This window comes from Devosia sp. (assembly GCF_024707125.1).
Classification (GTDB): Bacteria; Pseudomonadota; Alphaproteobacteria; order Rhizobiales; family Devosiaceae; genus Devosia.
In genome coordinates this window covers 771322-785954 of sequence record NZ_JANQAH010000011.1, presented here as the reverse complement: position 1 = coordinate 785954, position 14633 = coordinate 771322, and the positions used below count along the sequence as shown (strand labels likewise).

At 62.9% G+C, this 14633-nt stretch carries 13 protein-coding genes and 1 riboswitch; of the genes, 7 read left to right on the top strand and 6 right to left on the bottom strand.

The genetic code is table 11. The annotated features are described in order from the left end of the window. Positions 1-45 precede the first annotated feature (45 nt). The 4 genes from NVV77_RS18575 (at position 46) to NVV77_RS18560 (ending at position 2851) form a co-directional block, all read left to right on the top strand. Positions 46-1203, top strand: a complete 1158-nt coding sequence (locus tag NVV77_RS18575) for an HPP family protein (protein ID WP_295415433.1) — start codon at positions 46-48, stop codon at positions 1201-1203. 77 nt (positions 1204-1280) lie between these two features. After that, positions 1281-1670, top strand: coding sequence for a hypothetical protein (locus NVV77_RS18570; protein WP_295415432.1), 390 nt, complete (start codon positions 1281-1283; stop codon positions 1668-1670). A gap of 64 nt (positions 1671-1734) precedes the next feature. Beyond that, positions 1735-2265, top strand: a complete 531-nt coding sequence (locus NVV77_RS18565; protein WP_295415431.1) for a copper chaperone PCu(A)C — start codon at positions 1735-1737, stop codon at positions 2263-2265. Then, positions 2258-2851 carry an SCO family protein gene (locus NVV77_RS18560; RefSeq protein WP_295415430.1) on the top strand — a complete coding sequence of 198 codons (594 nt, stop codon included), beginning with the start codon at positions 2258-2260 and terminating at the stop codon, positions 2849-2851. Before NVV77_RS18565 ends, NVV77_RS18560 begins: the two co-directional genes overlap by 8 nt. A gap of 247 nt (positions 2852-3098) precedes the next feature. Here NVV77_RS18560 and NVV77_RS18555 read toward each other — a convergent pair whose 3' ends face one another. Next, complete coding sequence (locus NVV77_RS18555) at positions 3099-4886, bottom strand: adenylate/guanylate cyclase domain-containing protein (RefSeq protein WP_295415429.1); 1788 nt, start codon at positions 4884-4886, stop codon at positions 3099-3101. 129 nt (positions 4887-5015) lie between these two features. Here NVV77_RS18555 and glpK point away from each other — a divergent pair, with 129 nt between their 5' ends. Next, positions 5016-6545 (top strand): glycerol kinase GlpK, encoded by a 1530-nt coding sequence (glpK, locus tag NVV77_RS18550; protein ID WP_295415428.1) that lies wholly within the window; start codon positions 5016-5018, stop codon positions 6543-6545. 21 nt (positions 6546-6566) lie between these two features. Here the strand turns inward: glpK and NVV77_RS18545 are convergent, their stop codons facing one another. The 4 genes from NVV77_RS18545 to metE all read right to left on the bottom strand — a co-directional run bounded on the left by NVV77_RS18545 (position 6567) and on the right by metE (position 12088). Further along, the gene (locus NVV77_RS18545) at positions 6567-7232 is read right to left on the bottom strand and encodes an epoxyqueuosine reductase QueH (protein WP_295415427.1); all 666 of its coding nucleotides are present in this window, start codon (positions 7230-7232) and stop codon (positions 6567-6569) included. A 176-nt stretch (positions 7233-7408) separates the two neighbouring features. Next, a complete protein-coding gene (gene prpB, locus NVV77_RS18540; RefSeq protein WP_295415426.1) occupies positions 7409-8326 on the bottom strand; it encodes a methylisocitrate lyase in 918 nt (305 codons plus the stop codon). A gap of 18 nt (positions 8327-8344) precedes the next feature. Continuing rightward, positions 8345-9481, bottom strand: coding sequence for a 2-methylcitrate synthase (prpC, locus tag NVV77_RS18535; RefSeq protein WP_295415425.1), 1137 nt, complete (start codon positions 9479-9481; stop codon positions 8345-8347). Positions 9482-9835: 354 nt separating this feature from the next. After that, positions 9836-12088 carry a 5-methyltetrahydropteroyltriglutamate--homocysteine S-methyltransferase gene (gene metE / locus NVV77_RS18530; protein WP_295415424.1) on the bottom strand — a complete coding sequence of 751 codons (2253 nt, stop codon included), beginning with the start codon at positions 12086-12088 and terminating at the stop codon, positions 9836-9838. A gap of 209 nt (positions 12089-12297) precedes the next feature. Further along, positions 12298-12491: riboswitch (cobalamin riboswitch) on the bottom strand. Positions 12492-12748: 257 nt separating this feature from the next. Here metE and NVV77_RS18525 point away from each other — a divergent pair. Both NVV77_RS18525 and NVV77_RS18520 read left to right on the top strand, forming a co-directional pair. Further along, a complete protein-coding gene (locus NVV77_RS18525) occupies positions 12749-12895 on the top strand; it encodes a hypothetical protein (protein WP_295415423.1) in 147 nt (48 codons plus the stop codon). A gap of 192 nt (positions 12896-13087) precedes the next feature. Then, the gene (locus NVV77_RS18520; RefSeq protein WP_295415422.1) at positions 13088-13633 is read left to right on the top strand and encodes an AAA family ATPase; all 546 of its coding nucleotides are present in this window, start codon (positions 13088-13090) and stop codon (positions 13631-13633) included. Between the two features lie 6 nt (positions 13634-13639). On the opposite strand, the gene nrdF is transcribed toward NVV77_RS18520, so the two are convergent. After that, a complete protein-coding gene (gene nrdF, locus NVV77_RS18515; RefSeq protein ID WP_295415421.1) occupies positions 13640-14614 on the bottom strand; it encodes a class 1b ribonucleoside-diphosphate reductase subunit beta in 975 nt (324 codons plus the stop codon). Between the last annotated feature and the right edge of the window lie 19 nt (positions 14615-14633).

Genomic DNA, 14633 nt, shown 5'->3' with positions numbered 1-14633 from the left:
CGCATGCCTTGGCGCGGCGCGGCTGGCGCTTTAGGAAGCGGGGCCATGAAAATTCCAGCCTTTCTCGCCCGCCTTGTGCCCCATCTCGTTGCCGTCAGTCCGGTTGAACGGTTGCGTGCGGCCGCGGGGGCCTGTCTGGGCATTCTGGTGGTCGGGATCATCGGGCGGCTGGCTCTGCCGGCTTCGGCGGCGCCGTTGCTGATTGCGCCGCTCGGAGCCTCGGCCGTGCTGCTTTTTGCGGTGCCGGCAAGTCCCCTGGCGCAGCCCTGGTCGATCATCGGGGGCAATGGGATTGCCGCGGTTGTGGGGGTCTTGGCGGCCATGCTCGTGCCGGACCAGAGCGTGGCGGCCGCATTGGCGCTGGGGGTGAGCATTGGCCTGCTGCTCACGTTCAAGTGCCTGCATCCGCCAAGCGGGGCCGTGGCGCTGACCGCCGTTCTGGGTGGGCCGGCGATTCATGACCTGGGGTTTTTCTATGTGCTCTGGCCGGTGCTGGCCGGGTCATTTGCACTGCTCGTGGCGGCCATCGGCTACAATCGGCTGACCGGCAAGGTCTATCCGCATCGGGCGCAGGTGCATGCGCCGGTCGCCTCGGCGGGGCAGGCGGGTGGGCTTGGTGTGACGGTCGATGATCTCACTATGGCCATTCGCGAGCGCGACGAGGTGGTGCCGGTTGATCCGGAAGATCTCGAAGAGGTGTTGCAGCGGGCAGAAGTGCTGGCGTTCAACCGTCGTTCGGGCGGGGTGATCGCGTCGGCCGTGATGTCGCAGAATGTCGCCAGTGTCATGCCGGGTACGTCGCTGCGGATTGCGCTCAAGCTGCTGCGGACCAATGGCGTCAAAGCGCTGCCGGTGGTGGACGCGGAGCGGCGCGTGGTGGGGATCGTCACGCAGACCGATCTCCTCGACAAGGCGGACTGGGGGCCCTCGGCGACCGGTTCGGGCCTGGGCTGGCGCCTGCGTTCCATCGGCAATTCGGACCGGCCGCTGCGCGGCAAGGTGCGCGACGTGATGACGAGCGATGTGCGCTCGGTGCCGGTGACGACGCCGATCGCGCGGGTGGTGCAGGTCATGGCCGAGACGGGGCACCATCACGTGCCGGTGGTCGATGTTGCGGGCAAGCTTGCCGGCATGGTGACGCAGTCGGACGTCGTGGCGGCGCTGTTCCATGTCAACCAGGCGGAACTGGCGCGTACGGCCTAAGTCTGGCTCTGCGACACTGCGCGCCTTGCTTCTTGGACGAGCAAGGCGTAGCTGAAACCCCATATCGGGGAGACGTCATGCCCAATCGCATGCGCCAGATCGGACGAGAAGTGGGCGCCGCCATTGCGGTTCTGGCGCTCTATATGCTCGTGCTGCTGGCGCCGCTGCATCAGTCCTCCGGACTGCAGCGCGAACTGGCACGGCTCGGCTTTGAATCGAGCGTCTCCTGGTCGGTCTGTACGTCAGTGGCCAATCCGGTTCGTGGCGACAGCGAGACGCCGACGGCGGCAAAATGCCCGCTGACGGGCGCAGGCAAAACCCAATTTGTGGCTGTGTTGCCGCCGTTGGCCCAGCCGCCGCTGGTGCGGGATGCCGATCCCGTTCAGTTTCAGGCCAATGCTCATTCCGGTCTTGCCAAGCCGATGGAGCATCCGGGGCAGCCGCGCGGGCCGCCTCGCGCCGCCTGATCCACGGATCTCCTCTTCAGGCCGCCTTGCGGCATCCATCTCCATTGCTTTTCGAGGACACGAAATGACGCTTCGTCTTTCCGCCATCGCCCTTGCCTTCACGGCACTTTTTGCTCCCGCCCTGCCAACTCTCGCGCAGGATGCCCATACCGCGCACCAGGCCGAAGTGGTCGTGCTGGGCTCGATCGAAATCACCGGCGCCTTTACCCGCGCCACTTTGCCCAACGCCCCGGTCGGCGGTGGTTTCCTGACCATCACCAACAAGGGTGCGGAAGTTGATCGGTTGGTTTCGGTCAGCACCGATATCGCCAAGGAAGCCCAGATCCATGAAATGGCCATGGAAGGCGATGTCATGAAGATGCGGCAGCTCAAGGATGGGCTCGAATTGCCGGCCGGCGAAACCGTGGCGCTGGAGCCGGGTGGCCTGCACCTGATGTTCATGGGCCTTGCCGGTGCGATCGTCGAAGGCGATGTGGTTCCAGTGACGCTGACCTTTGAAAAGGCGGGTACCGTGACCGTGGATCTCGTCGCCGGCGCGACCGCGGCCGATGCGCCGGCGCATGGTGCACATGGGGACAAGGCGAGCCATGAGTAATCTCGGACGCCTGCGTGCCGTTCTCTGGGCACTGGTTGCGGTTGCCGGGCTCGGCGCTGCCGGGCTCTATACCTATTCGGCAACGCGCCCCAGCGTGGCGCAAAACCTCGGCGACGGCGACTATCAGCTGACGACGGCCAGCGGGGAAGCGTTCACCCGGCAGAGTTTTGCCGGGGCGCCTTCCATGCTGTTCTTCGGCTTTACCCATTGCCCGGAAGTGTGCCCGACTTCCCTTGCCGAAATGACCTCATGGTACGAGGCGCTGGGCGATGAGGCCAAGGATCTGAAGGCCTATTTCGTGACGGTCGATCCCGAGCGCGATACGGCCGAGATCATTGCCGACTATGTCTCGTGGACGGGGCGCGTCACCGGGATCACCGGCACGCCGGAAGAGATCGAAAAGGCGGCAAAGGCTTGGGCGATCTACTACCAGAAGGTGGCGCTTGAAGACGGGGACTACACGATGGACCATACGGCTTCGATTTTCCTGCTCAATAGCGAGGGGAATTTTGAGGGGACGATTGCCTATCGTGAGGATAGCGCCACGGCCTTGGCCAAGCTGCGGAAGTTGCTGGCTGAGGGGTAGGGATACACCGGGTAATGGCGATGGAGGGGTGGGCCTAGTGAGTGGGGCTCCACCCCCTCCCAACCTCCCCCATCTAGGGGGAGGTGAAGGGACAGTGGGATTGGCGGGACTGTGCGAGGCGTGAAGTTCGCTCTCGTCAATCACCGGCCGTCATCCCGGCGAAGGCCGGGATCCATCTTGAGATCTCTGGATGGGCCTCGGCCTTCGCCGGGGTGACATTCGGTGAGTGGGAATGGCTCACTTCCGTTTACGGCGAAACCGCACCCACCCTCTCCTGCAGTCCTGCCTTGGCCAAGCCGCCGATGTATTTGTTCAAAAGGTCCGGATGCATGAAGCGCAGGCTGTCGCGGATGGTTGCGAGGTCAATGCCGGGGCGGCCGGCGCGGAATTTGTCGAGGGCGGCGGTGGCGGCGGTCATGTCGCCGAGGGCGGCATAGTAGCTGGCGAGATCGCGGAACGGCCAGCTGAGGCCCGGACGTTCGGCGATGGCTCGGCTCGCGAACTCGACGGCCTCCTGTGGGCGGTCTGCGGCGAAATGGGCCAGAGCCGTTCCGAACAGCATGTTGAAGGCAAAGGGGTCCATGGGGCTGAGGCGGAGCGAAGCCTGGAAGGCCTTTATCGCGTCGTCGGGCCGGCCGAGATAGACGAGGCCATAGCCCTTTCGCAGCCAGGCCCAGGCGTGGTTGGGGTCCAGCACCAGGGCGCGTTCGGCGAGGTCCTTGGCGCGGACGACATCGCCGCCGGTCTGCATGATGGCCGAGGCCAGGGCGGTCATGGCTGTGGGATTGCCGATGGCGGTTTCCGAGGCGCGTTCGATGGCCTTTTGTGCCTCGCGGCGCTCGCCGGGAATGTCGTCGGTCCAATTGTAGGCGATCTGCTGGCCGTGGGCCCAACCGACCAGCGCGGCAGCAAGGCCGTAATTGGGTTCGAGTGTGAGCGCCTGTTGCAGGAGGACTATGGCCTCGCGATTGGCCGCGGGCTGGTGGGCCCAGAGCTGGGGCATGGCGCGCATGACGAGGTCATAAGCCGCCAGCGTGTCCGGGCGCTTGGAGAGGGCTCGCTCGATCTCGGCCTGACGGATGGAGGGCTGGATGGCGCTGGCAACGAGCGCGGCCATATTGTCCTGGAGGTCGAAGAGATCTTCGACCGAGCCATTGACCTTGTCGGACCAGATGTGATTGCCGCTTTCGGTTTCGACCAATTGGGCTGTGATGCGCACCTTGTCGCCGACGCGGCGCACGCTGCCTTCGACGACGTAGCGCACGCCCAGTTCCCGCCCCACCTGACGCACGTCCAGCGCTCGGCCCTTGTAGGAAAAGGCGGAATTGCGGGCGATGACGAAGAAATCGCGGATGCGCGCCAGGGTGGCGGTGATTTCTTCGACCACGGCATCGGCGAAATAGGTCTGGTCGGCCTCGCCCGAGAGATTGTCGAAGGGAAGGACGACCACCGATGGCCGGCTCGACGGGGCGACGATGGGCGCCTCGTCTTTCTTGGGCAGGGCTTTTGTCGCCCCGCTCGGGTGCCAGACATAGAGATGCACGGTGCGGGGGATGTTCTTGAGAATGGTGGGGCCGATATCGGTGAAGATCAGATCGGTCTGACCGCCGAGATAGGCGTGCATCCATTTGGTCACGGCCATGCCGCCGGGCGGGGAAATGCCCTGCACCCGGACGGCGAGATTGACGCCATTGCCGAAGAGATCGTCGCCATGGACCAGGACGTCGGCCATGACGATGCCGGCGCGCACCTGCAGCACTTCGCCCCCCGGCACCTTGATCTGGCGCTGGTGGAGATCGCGCTGCGCGTCGGCGACCCAATCGAGTGCCGTCAGGGCGCTGCTGAACTCGGCGAGGAAGCCGTCGCCCATGGTTTTGAAGATGGTGCCGCCGCGATCGCCGATGTCCTTGGTGAAGTAGCCATAGGTCTGGCGGACTAGCCGGACGGTCTTGGGCTCATCATGCTGGACGAGCCGGGAGAAGCCGACGACGTCGACCGAGACTATGGGGACCAGACGACGCTCGGACTTCACCATGAACGTGTGCTTTCGCAGGGACGATCAAATCTAGCAGTTCCTGACGTTGAGCACGAGATCAAGCTGTTGCCCAAAGTGGTTTTTTGGCGCTCTACTTGAGATGGGCAAGTATAGGGGCGGACGGGCGGCATGGGAGCCTATATTCTGGTCATCGACCAGGGCCCGACGTCTAGCCGTGCCGTGATTTTCGATGCCGCGCAGAATATCGTGGGCATGGGGCGAATGGATTTCACCCAGCACCAGCCCGCGCCCGGCTGGGTGGAGCATGTGCCCGAGGAAATCTGGGCGACCTGTCTCTGGGCCTGCAAGACGGCCTTGCGCAAGGCGGGGATCACGGCGGCAGATCTCGCCGGGATCAGCATTACCAATCAGCGCGAGACCACCGTGGTCTGGGACCGCAAGACCGGCAAGGCCATCCATAATGCGATCGTCTGGCGGGACATACGGGCCGGTGATACCTGCCAGCGCCTGCGCGAGAAACGGCCGGAAGCGGACAAGCTGGTGCGGCGCCGGTCGGGGCTGATGCTGGCGCCCTATTTTTCGGCGCCCAAGGTCAAGTGGATCCTCGACCATGTGAAGGGCGCGCGGCAGCGGGCGCGGCGGGGCGAACTGGCCTTTGGTACGGTGGACAGCTGGCTGATCTGGCGGCTGACCGGGGGCAGGGTGCATGCGACCGATGCCACCAATGCCAGCCGGACGCTGTTTTATGATCTCAAGTCCGGCGACTGGCATGAGGATCTCATCGAGCTTTTCGACGTGCCAGCGTCGATGCTGCCGCGCGTCTTGGACAGTGCTGATGATTTCGGGCTGACGGAGCCGAGCGTGCTCGGAGCCGCTGTGCCCATCCATGGGGTCGTGGGGGACCAGCAGGCGGCCCTGATCGGGCAGGGGTGTTTTGCGCCGGGCATGGCGAAATCGACCTATGGGACGAGCTGCTTCGCCCTGCTCAATACGGGCAGTATCTGCGTCAAATCCCGGCATCGGCTGCTGACGACGGTGGCTTATCGCCTGGGCGGCAAGACCACCTATGCGCTTGAGGGGGTCATCTTCACCATTGGCGGGGCGCTGCAATGGCTGCGCGATGACCTGGAGATCATTCGGGATTGGCCGGAGGCCGATGCGCTGGCGGCTGTTTCCGATCCCGATGAAGACGTCTATCTCGTGCCGGCCTTTTCAGGGCTTGGGGCGCCGTGGTGGGACAATGAGGCGCGTGGGACGCTCGTGGGCCTGACGCGCAATAGCCGCAGGGCGGAGCTGGTGCGGGCGGCACTGGAGGCGGTGGGGTATCAATCGCGCGACATGTTCGAGGCGATGCGGCGCGATCTCAAACTGGAGCAGGCCATGGTGCTGCGCGTCGATGGCGGCATGGTGGCCTCGGATTGGACCATGCAGTTCCTGGCCGATATTTTGGACCTGCCGGTCGATTGCACACGCGTGCCCGAAGTGACGGCGCTGGGGGCGGCGTGGCTGACGGCGTGGAAGACCGGGCTCTGGCCCGAGGCGGATAGTTTTGGGGCGCGGCGGGACTTCCACCAGGAGTTTCTGCCGCGGATGGCACCGGCCCTGCGCAAGCGCAAACTCAGGGGCTGGCGCGGGGCGCTCGACAAGGCGCTTACCGGGGCGGTCGCATTCGAAAAGGCGCGGCGGCCCTTCGGCTAGGCGCCTGGGGAGGGCAACCGATTACTCGGAGGTCGTGTCCTTGCCGTAGTATTTTTCGCCCAGGACGATGCGTTCGCGGCCGGTCGAGACGCGGTGCTCGTTGGTATCGCGCAGCGAATAGACGCAGCCGCAATATTCCTGCTGATAGAATTCTTCGCGCTTGGAAATCTCGATCATGCGGGCGGAGCCGCCACCCTTGCGCCAGTTGTAGTCCCAGTAGGAGAGGCCTTCATAAGGCGCGACGGCGCGTTTGCCGCTCTCGTTGATCTGGGCCATGTTCTTCCAGCGCGAAATGCCGAGCGAGCTCGTCATCACCGGGAAACCGTGTTCATGGGCGTAGAGCGCGGTGCGCTCGAAACGCATGTCGAAGCACATGGTGCAACGGATGCCGCGCTCGGGCTCATGCTCCATGCCTTTGGCGCGCGCGAACCAGTTGTCGCGGTCGTAATCGGCGTCGATGAACGGCACATTGTTCTTCTCGGCAAAGCGGACATTCTCGTCCTTGCGCAGCAGATATTCGCGCTTGGGGTGAATGTTCGGATTGTAGAAGAAGATCGTATATTCGACGCCCGAGGCCAGCATTGCCTCCATCACCTCGCCCGAACAGGGGGCGCAGCAGGAATGGAGCAGCACTTTCTTCTCGCCGGTGGGGGGCGTCAGGACGGGACGTTCGAATTCTTCGCTCATGAGCGGGTCATTAGCAAAAGCTGGGCAGGATTTCCAGTTTTTCAGAGCGTGCTGGCGTCACTCTTGCGTTCACAAACACAGGCTGTCACCCCGGCGCAGGCCGGGGTCCAACTCGAGATCTCAGGATGGGCCCCGGCCTGCGCCGGGGTGACATCGAGGATGTGGTGAGTGTGGTGCTATCCCTCAACCGGCTCGGGCACAATCGTCGCTACAATAGACGCATCCAGTGCCTCATAGTCTGCCAGACCAATCGTGGCGTAGAGTTCGGCGCGGGTCTGCATTTCGGGGACCATGGCCTTGGTCGAACCGTCCGCCGCGATAGTGGCGTAGAGCTTTTCCTGGGCCTTGTTGGCGACGCGCAGGGATGAGACCGGCCAGATGACCATGCGGTAGCCCATGTCTTCAAACTCGGAAGCGGTGAAGAAGGGCGTCTTGCCGAATTCGGTCATGTTGGCGAGGAGCGGCACGCCGGGCATGCGGCGGGCGAATTCGCGGAACATTTCGGCCGTGTTCAGCGCTTCTGGAAAAATCGCATCCGCGCCGGCTTCCATATACATTTTCGCGCGAGCCACGGCGCCGTCCATGCCTTCGCTGGCGGCGGCATCGGTGCGAGCAACGATGTAGAGATGACGGCGGGCCTTTGCCGCAGCGTTGACCTTGGCGGCCATGTCGTGGGCCGTCGCCAGCTTTTTATCGTTGAGGTGGCCGCACTTCTTGGGCAGCAACTGGTCTTCAAGATGCACGGCACCGGCGCCGGCCTCTTCAAAGGCGCGGACCATGTGCATGACATTGAGCGCTTCGCCATAACCGGTATCGCCATCAACCAGCACCGGCAGTCCGGAGGCGCGCGCCACCTGCTTGATGAAGAAGGAAACTTCATCGACCGTGATGATGCCAAGATCCGGCAGCCCCATGGACGCGGTCATGGCAGCGCCCGAAAGATAGAGCGCTTCAAAGCCGGCCGCCTTGGCCTGTAGCGAGGCCATGCCATTGTGGGCGCCGGGCAGGCGCAAAATGCCGCCGCGCTCGATCAGCGACCGGAAGCGCAGGCCAGCGGGTTCGTTCGGCAGGTCCGAGGAGAGAAGATAGGGCATGACGAGAAATCCTTGGGTTTAGCGCTGATCGATCGGCACGAAGCTGAGATCGTCGGGGCCGGTATAGTTGGCCGAAGGGCGGATGATCTTGTTGTCCTGGCGCTGCTCGATGACATGGGCCGACCAGCCCGAAGTGCGCGCGATGACGAAGAGCGGGGTGAACATGGAAGTCGGCACGCCCATGACGTGGTAGGAGACGGCGCTGAACCAATCGAGATTGGGGAACATCTTTTTCGCATCCATCATCGTGGATTCGATGCGCTCGGCGATGTCGAACATCTTGGTCGAGCCAGCTTCTTTGGACAGCTCTTCGGAGACGGTTTTGATGACCTCGTTGCGCGGATCGGACACCGTGTAGACGGGGTGACCGAAGCCGATGATGACTTCCTTGTTTTCGACGCGCTGGCGAATGTCGGCCTCGGCTTCGTCGGGCGTTGCGTAGCGCTTCTGGATATCGAAGGCGACTTCATTGGCGCCGCCATGCTTTGGGCCGCGCAGGGCGCCGATGGCACCGGCAAGGGCGGAATAAATGTCCGAACCCGTTCCGGCGATGACGCGGGCGGTGAAGGTGGACGCGTTGAATTCGTGCTCGGCGTAAAGGATCAGCGAGACGTGCATGGCCTTTACGTGGCTCGGGCTTGGCGCCTTGCCGTGCAGCAGGTGCAGGAAGTGGCCGCCAACGGAATCGTCTTCGGTTTCGACCTCGATGCGGCGGCCGTTCTGGGAGAAATGATACCAGTAGAGCAGCATGGAGCCCTGGCTGGCGATCAGCCGATCGGCAATGTCGCGGGCGCCGGAATGGTTGTGGTCGTGGCTTTCGGGGAGGATGCAGCCGAGGGCGGAAACGCCTGAGCGCAGCACATCCATGGGATGGGTGGCGGCGGGTAAAAGTTCGAGCGACTGGCGGACGGCGGCGGGGAGGCCGCGGAGCGATTTCAGCTTGGTCTTGTAGGCGGCAAGTTCGGGGCGAGTGGGCAGCGTGCCATGGACGAGGAGATGGGCGACTTCCTCAAATTCGCAATTGCGCGCCAGGTCCAGGATATCGTAGCCGCGATAGTGCAGGTCATTGCCGCTGCGACCGACGGTACAAAGCGCCGTATTGCCGGCGACGACGCCCGACAGGGCCACGGATTTCTTGGGCTTGAATTCGGCCATGCAGAGCTCTCCCGGCAGTTTCTGTCAACAGATTTTTGTATTTTGATCTATCTGCGGGAGACTTTGCCCCAAATGGCATCAATGTGTCGACAGAAAAGTGGAGATGGTGGCTTGCCCATGATCGTAAGATTACTTTTGGTCGTCACCAGCGGGCTTGTCCCGGTGGTCCCCAGCGGAAGCGAGATGGATTGCCGGGACAAGCCCGGCAACGACGACAGGCGGGAGATCGGGGCACGCCCTCGTGCTTCGAGGCTTTGCCGTGCAAAGCACCTCAGCATGAGGGCTACTGGGCGAGAAGCTGGTTGAAACAAAAGAGGCGGCCCGGAGGCCGCCTCTGTAGTTTGGCTTGTCGCTTTAGGCCCGCAGGGCCTTGGCGGCGTTGACGAGGTTGACCAGCGAAGCTTTCACTTCCGGCCAGCCGCGGGTTTTCAGGCCGCAGTCCGGATTAACCCAGAGTTGGTCGGCCGGAATGCCTTCGGCGGCCTTGTGCATCAGGACCTCCATATCGGCCTGATCCGGCACGCGGGGGGAATGGATGTCCCAGACGCCCGGCCCGATTTCGTTGGGGTACTTGAAGTCGCGGAAGGCTTCGAGCAGTTCCATGGCCGAGCGCGAGGTTTCGATGGAGATCACGTCGGCATCCATCTCGGCGATGGCGGGCATGATGTCGTTGAATTCGGCATAGCACATATGGGTGTGGATCTGCGTGTCGTCCTCGACGCCTGAAGCGGAGAGGCGGAAGCAGTCGACGGCCCAGCGCAGGTAGGCGTCCCAATCGCGCTGGCGCAGCGGCAGGCCTTCGCGCAAAGCCGGCTCATCGATCTGGATGATGCCGATCCCGGCCTTTTCGAGGTCAACCACTTCATCGCGGATGGCTAGGCCGATCTGGCGGCAGGTTTCCGAACGCGGCTGGTCGACGCGCACAAAACTCCACTGCAGGATTGTCACCGGGCCGGTGAGCATGCCCTTCATCGGCCTGTCGGTGAGCGAGGCGGCAAAAGCCGACCAGCGCACGGTCATGGCCGAAGGACGCGACACGTCGCCGAAGATGACAGGCGGTTTGACGCAGCGCGAGCCATAAGACTGGACCCAGCCGTTTTTGGTGAAGGCAAAACCGTCGAGCTGTTCGCCAAAATATTCGACCATGTCATTGCGTTCGAATTCGCCGTGCACGAGCACGTCGAGGCCGATCTCTTCCTGGATGCGGATGGTGTTTTCCGTTTCCTTTTCGAGGAAGGCGTCATAGCCGGCGGCATCGAGCAGGCCCTTCTTATAGGCTGCGCGGGCCTCGCGGACTTCCTTGGTCTGGGGGAAGGAGCCGATGGTGGTGGTGGGGTAGGAAGGCAGGTTGAAGCGGGCGCGCTGCTTGTCGCGGCGGGCGAGGAAGCCCGAGACGCGATCGAGATTGATCGCTTCGGCCGAGCGGGCCTTTACTGCTGCCTTGTGGATGCGCGGCGAGGCCTTGTGGGCGGCAGCGGCAGCGGCCGAGGCGTCGAAGGCGAGCTTGGCGGCGCCACGGCCCTGCTTCTGGGCAAGGGTCAGGGCGGCGATTTCGTTCAGCTTCTGCTTGGCGAAGGCCAGCCAGGATTTCAGTTCGGCATCGAGATTGGTTTCGCCATCGAGATCGACGGGGCTGTGGAGCAGCGAGCAGGAGGGGGCGATTTCGAGACGATCCGGACCGAGCTTGTCCCAGGCGCGGGCGACAAAGCTGAAGGCCGTGTCGAGATTGGTGCGCCAGATATTGCGGCCATCGACGACGCCGACCGAGAGAACCTTGTCGCCGGGGAGGACGGCGAGCACGGCATCGAGCTGTTCGGGCGCGCGGACGAGGTCGATATGGAGACCGGCAACCGGCAGGGTGGCGGCGAGTTCGGTATTGTCGAGCAGGGCGCCGAAATAGGTGGTGAGCAGCAGTTTGGGGCCGGCCTTGCCGAGCGTGGCATAAGCCTTCTTGAAGGCAGATTTCTGCTTGTCGGAGAGGTCGAGGACGAGGACGGGCTCGTCGATCTGCACCCACTGGGCGCCGGCAGCGGCGAGCTGACGGAGGAGATCGGCATAGACCGGGATCAGCTGGTCGATCAGGTCGAGCGTGTCGAGGCCTTCGTCCTTGGCCTTGGCGAGGCTGAGGAAGGTAATGGGGCCGACGATAACCGGACGGGTGTCGATGCCGAGGGCCTTGGCTTCATTGTAATGGGCGAGCGGCTTTGCGGCATTGAGCGCAAAGGTCTGGCCGGCGTGCAGCTCGGGCACGATGAAGTGGTAATTGGTGTCGAACCACTTGGTCATCTCCATGGCCGGAGCTGCGGCGGTACCGCGGGCCATGCCGAAATAGAGCTGGTCGGGGTCGGTGATATCGGCGAAGCGCGGCGGAATGGCGCCGACGAGGACCGACGTGTCGAGGACGTGGTCGTAATAGGCGAAATCGTTCGAGGGGATGACTTCGATGCCGGCGTCCTGCTGCAGCTTCCAGTGGCGGGCGCGCAGGTCCTTGGCGACGGCATGGAGAGCGGCGGCGTCGATATCGCCCTTCCAATAGCTTTCCTGAGCCTTCTTGAGTTCACGGTGGAGGCCGACGCGGGGGAAACCGAGATTGGCTGAACGGGTCATGGTTTGGTCCAATGCGACAGGGGCGCGAGCCGGCGCGTGCATGCACGGCGCGGTTCAGGCGCTGGGATGAGGGATTGCGTCCGGCTTGAGTCAGTGCGGACGGATCGGTTGGTTTGGGGGAGCTGACCTCGCGGTCAGCGTCGCATTCGGAAGTGCTGCGAAAAACTCATCGACATGTCCTCTGACCGATCCACCCGATCGGCTGAAAGCGGAATATTCACGTCCATGGTAGGTCTCCTGGCTCGCGGATCGAACCGGGTATTCGCCTTCCCAACCCCTTGGGGCCAGTGGACTTTTGAACACCCGTCTCCGCCAACAGTTGCGGGGGCAGCTCCGGACTAGACCAGGGCCACACCGGATTCCCTGTTATCCCCTCGCGGGGACCATGGACAGGATGAGGATGGCGCAGCGGATGACATAAGTCAATAAGGATATAAAGATGTCTTTATATGAATTTTGCGATGTGAGGCGGAAAATTGGGATGGCTTGCTCCGGGCGCCGTGGCGGTGCCCGACCTGTCCGGAGCATGCGCAACCTTCAGGTCAGCTTCCTTGCCCGAGAGTTCATGCTGGCGCGCGTTCCTTTCACCTTGGGGCCATCTTGAGGAAAGGTGCAGGGGCCTAGCTTGTCTCTCGTCAACACAACACACGGAGACACCAAATGAAGAAGATTTTTGCTCTGATCCTCGCCACTGTCATGGTTGCCGGCGTTGCCGCCCCGTCCTTCGCCGCCACCCCCGATCACTGCTCGTTCACCGACAAGACGCTCTGCGTGACCGAGTCGCTGTCCCCCACCACTGGCGATTGATCGCAAACCTTTGGGCGCCGTCCTCCGCGGTCCCCGTGTGGTGAGTGCCCCGGGCTTCGGCCTGGGGGCTCATTACCCAGAACAAAGAAAAGGGACGCTCAACGGGCGTCCCTTTCTGTGTCTATAGGCAGCCCGTTTTCCTGCTTGTCCGCAAAGGGCGTCGCCCTTACCTGTGCCCGTGGAGGGCAAGGCATGCGGATTGCAGTGACAGGAACGCATGGCGTGGGCAAAACCACGCTGGTGGAAGATTTTGTGGCGGCGCGGCGTGATGCCCTGCTGGTGCCGGAACCCTATTGGCTGATGGCTGAGGAGGGAGTGCCATTCGCCGACGGCCCAACCAGCGCCGATCTCGAAGTTCAGTTGGAGAGAAGCTGCGCGCTGATCCTGTCGGAGGCTGAGGAGCCGGTGATCGTCTTCGATCGCAGCCCGATCGACTTCCTCGCCTATCTTGAGGTGGTCAGCGAAGCCGAGGGTTTTGAGTGGTTTCCCACCGGCAAGCTGCTTACGCGGATCGAAAGGGCCCTGGCGCGGCTCGACCTTCTGGTCTTCGTGCCGCTGATGCAGCCGGACGATATTGCGGTGGCGATCGAATATCCGGCCCTGCGCAAGAAGGTCGATGCGCGGCTCAAGGCGATTATCCGCAAGGACGAGTTGGGTCTTTTTGCAGAAGGGCCACGCGTGCTGGAAATCTCCGGCCCGCGTGACCTGCGTTTGGAGCGCCTACTGGCGCTAGTCTAGAGCGACTTAGAAATTCCAGTCTTCGTCTTCAGTGGCGATAGCCTTGCCGATGACGTAGCTCGAGCCTGAGCCCGAGAAGAAGTCGTGGTTTTCGTCGGCGTTGGGCGACAATGCGGAAAGAATGGCCGCGTTGACCTTGCAGGCTTCGGGCGGGAAGAGGGCTTCGTAGCCGAGGTTCATCAGCGCCTTGTTGGCGTTGTAGTGCAGGAATTTTTTGACGTCTTCGGCCAGGCCGACGCCGTCATAGAGGTCCTCGGTGTAGCGCGCTTCGTTGTCGTAAAGCTCGAGAAGGAGATCGAAGGCAAAGTCCTTGATTTCCTGCTTGCGGGCTTCGGGCAGGCGTTCCACCTCGCGCTGGAACTTGTAGCCGATATAATAGCCGTGCACGGCCTCGTCGCGGATGATGAGGCGGATGAGGTCGGCGGTATTGGTGAGCTTGGCGCGGCTCGACCAGTACATGGGCAGGTAGAAGCCCGAATAGAACAGGAAGCTTTCGAGGAAGACCGAGGCGATCTTTTTCTTCAGCGAATCCCCGCTGTCATATTGCTGCATGATCAGCGTCGCCTTCTGCTGCAGGAAGGTGTTTTCCTCACTCCAGCGATAGGCGTCGTCGACGTCGGGCGTCGAGCACAGGGTCGAGAAGATCGACGAATAGGAGCGGGCATGCACCGCTTCCATGAAGGAGATGTTCGACAGAACCGCTTCTTCGTGGGGCGTTGCCACATCGGCCATGAGGCGGATGGAGCCGACACCATTCTGGATGGTGTCGAGCAGGGTGAGGCCGGTGAAGACGCGGATGGTCAGCTTCTGTTCGACCGGTGTCAGCGTCGCCCAGGACGGAATGTCATTGCTGAGCGGCACCTTTTCGGGCAGCCAGAAATTTGAGGTCAGGCGGTTCCAGACCTCGAGGTCCTTGTCGTCCTGAATGCGGTTCCAGTTGATGGCGCGCACGCGGTTGAGCGGCCGGAATTGCATATTCATCGGTTTGGCAGCCTTCTTG

What these genes read in the sequence shown, in the direction of transcription:
- NVV77_RS18570 (WP_295415432.1), top strand. Translation starts at nt 1,281, where the DNA reads ATGCCCAATCGCATGCGCCAGATCGGACGAGAAGTGGGCGCCGCCATT.
- prpC (WP_295415425.1), bottom strand. Translation starts at nt 9,481, where the DNA reads ATGGCCGAATTCAAGCCCAAGAAATCCGTGGCCCTGTCGGGCGTCGTC.
- NVV77_RS18575 (WP_295415433.1), top strand. Translation starts at nt 46, where the DNA reads ATGAAAATTCCAGCCTTTCTCGCCCGCCTTGTGCCCCATCTCGTTGCC.
- metE (WP_295415424.1), bottom strand. Translation starts at nt 12,088, where the DNA reads ATGACCCGTTCAGCCAATCTCGGTTTCCCCCGCGTCGGCCTCCACCGT.
- NVV77_RS18545 (WP_295415427.1), bottom strand. Translation starts at nt 7,232, where the DNA reads ATGAGCGAAGAATTCGAACGTCCCGTCCTGACGCCCCCCACCGGCGAG.
- NVV77_RS18560 (WP_295415430.1), top strand. Translation starts at nt 2,258, where the DNA reads ATGAGTAATCTCGGACGCCTGCGTGCCGTTCTCTGGGCACTGGTTGCG.
- NVV77_RS18525 (WP_295415423.1), top strand. Translation starts at nt 12,749, where the DNA reads ATGAAGAAGATTTTTGCTCTGATCCTCGCCACTGTCATGGTTGCCGGC.
- prpB (WP_295415426.1), bottom strand. Translation starts at nt 8,326, where the DNA reads ATGCCCTATCTTCTCTCCTCGGACCTGCCGAACGAACCCGCTGGCCTG.
- NVV77_RS18520 (WP_295415422.1), top strand. Translation starts at nt 13,088, where the DNA reads ATGCGGATTGCAGTGACAGGAACGCATGGCGTGGGCAAAACCACGCTG.
- nrdF (WP_295415421.1), bottom strand. Translation starts at nt 14,614, where the DNA reads ATGAATATGCAATTCCGGCCGCTCAACCGCGTGCGCGCCATCAACTGG.
- glpK (WP_295415428.1), top strand. Translation starts at nt 5,016, where the DNA reads ATGGGAGCCTATATTCTGGTCATCGACCAGGGCCCGACGTCTAGCCGT.
- NVV77_RS18555 (WP_295415429.1), bottom strand. Translation starts at nt 4,886, where the DNA reads ATGGTGAAGTCCGAGCGTCGTCTGGTCCCCATAGTCTCGGTCGACGTC.
- NVV77_RS18565 (WP_295415431.1), top strand. Translation starts at nt 1,735, where the DNA reads ATGACGCTTCGTCTTTCCGCCATCGCCCTTGCCTTCACGGCACTTTTT.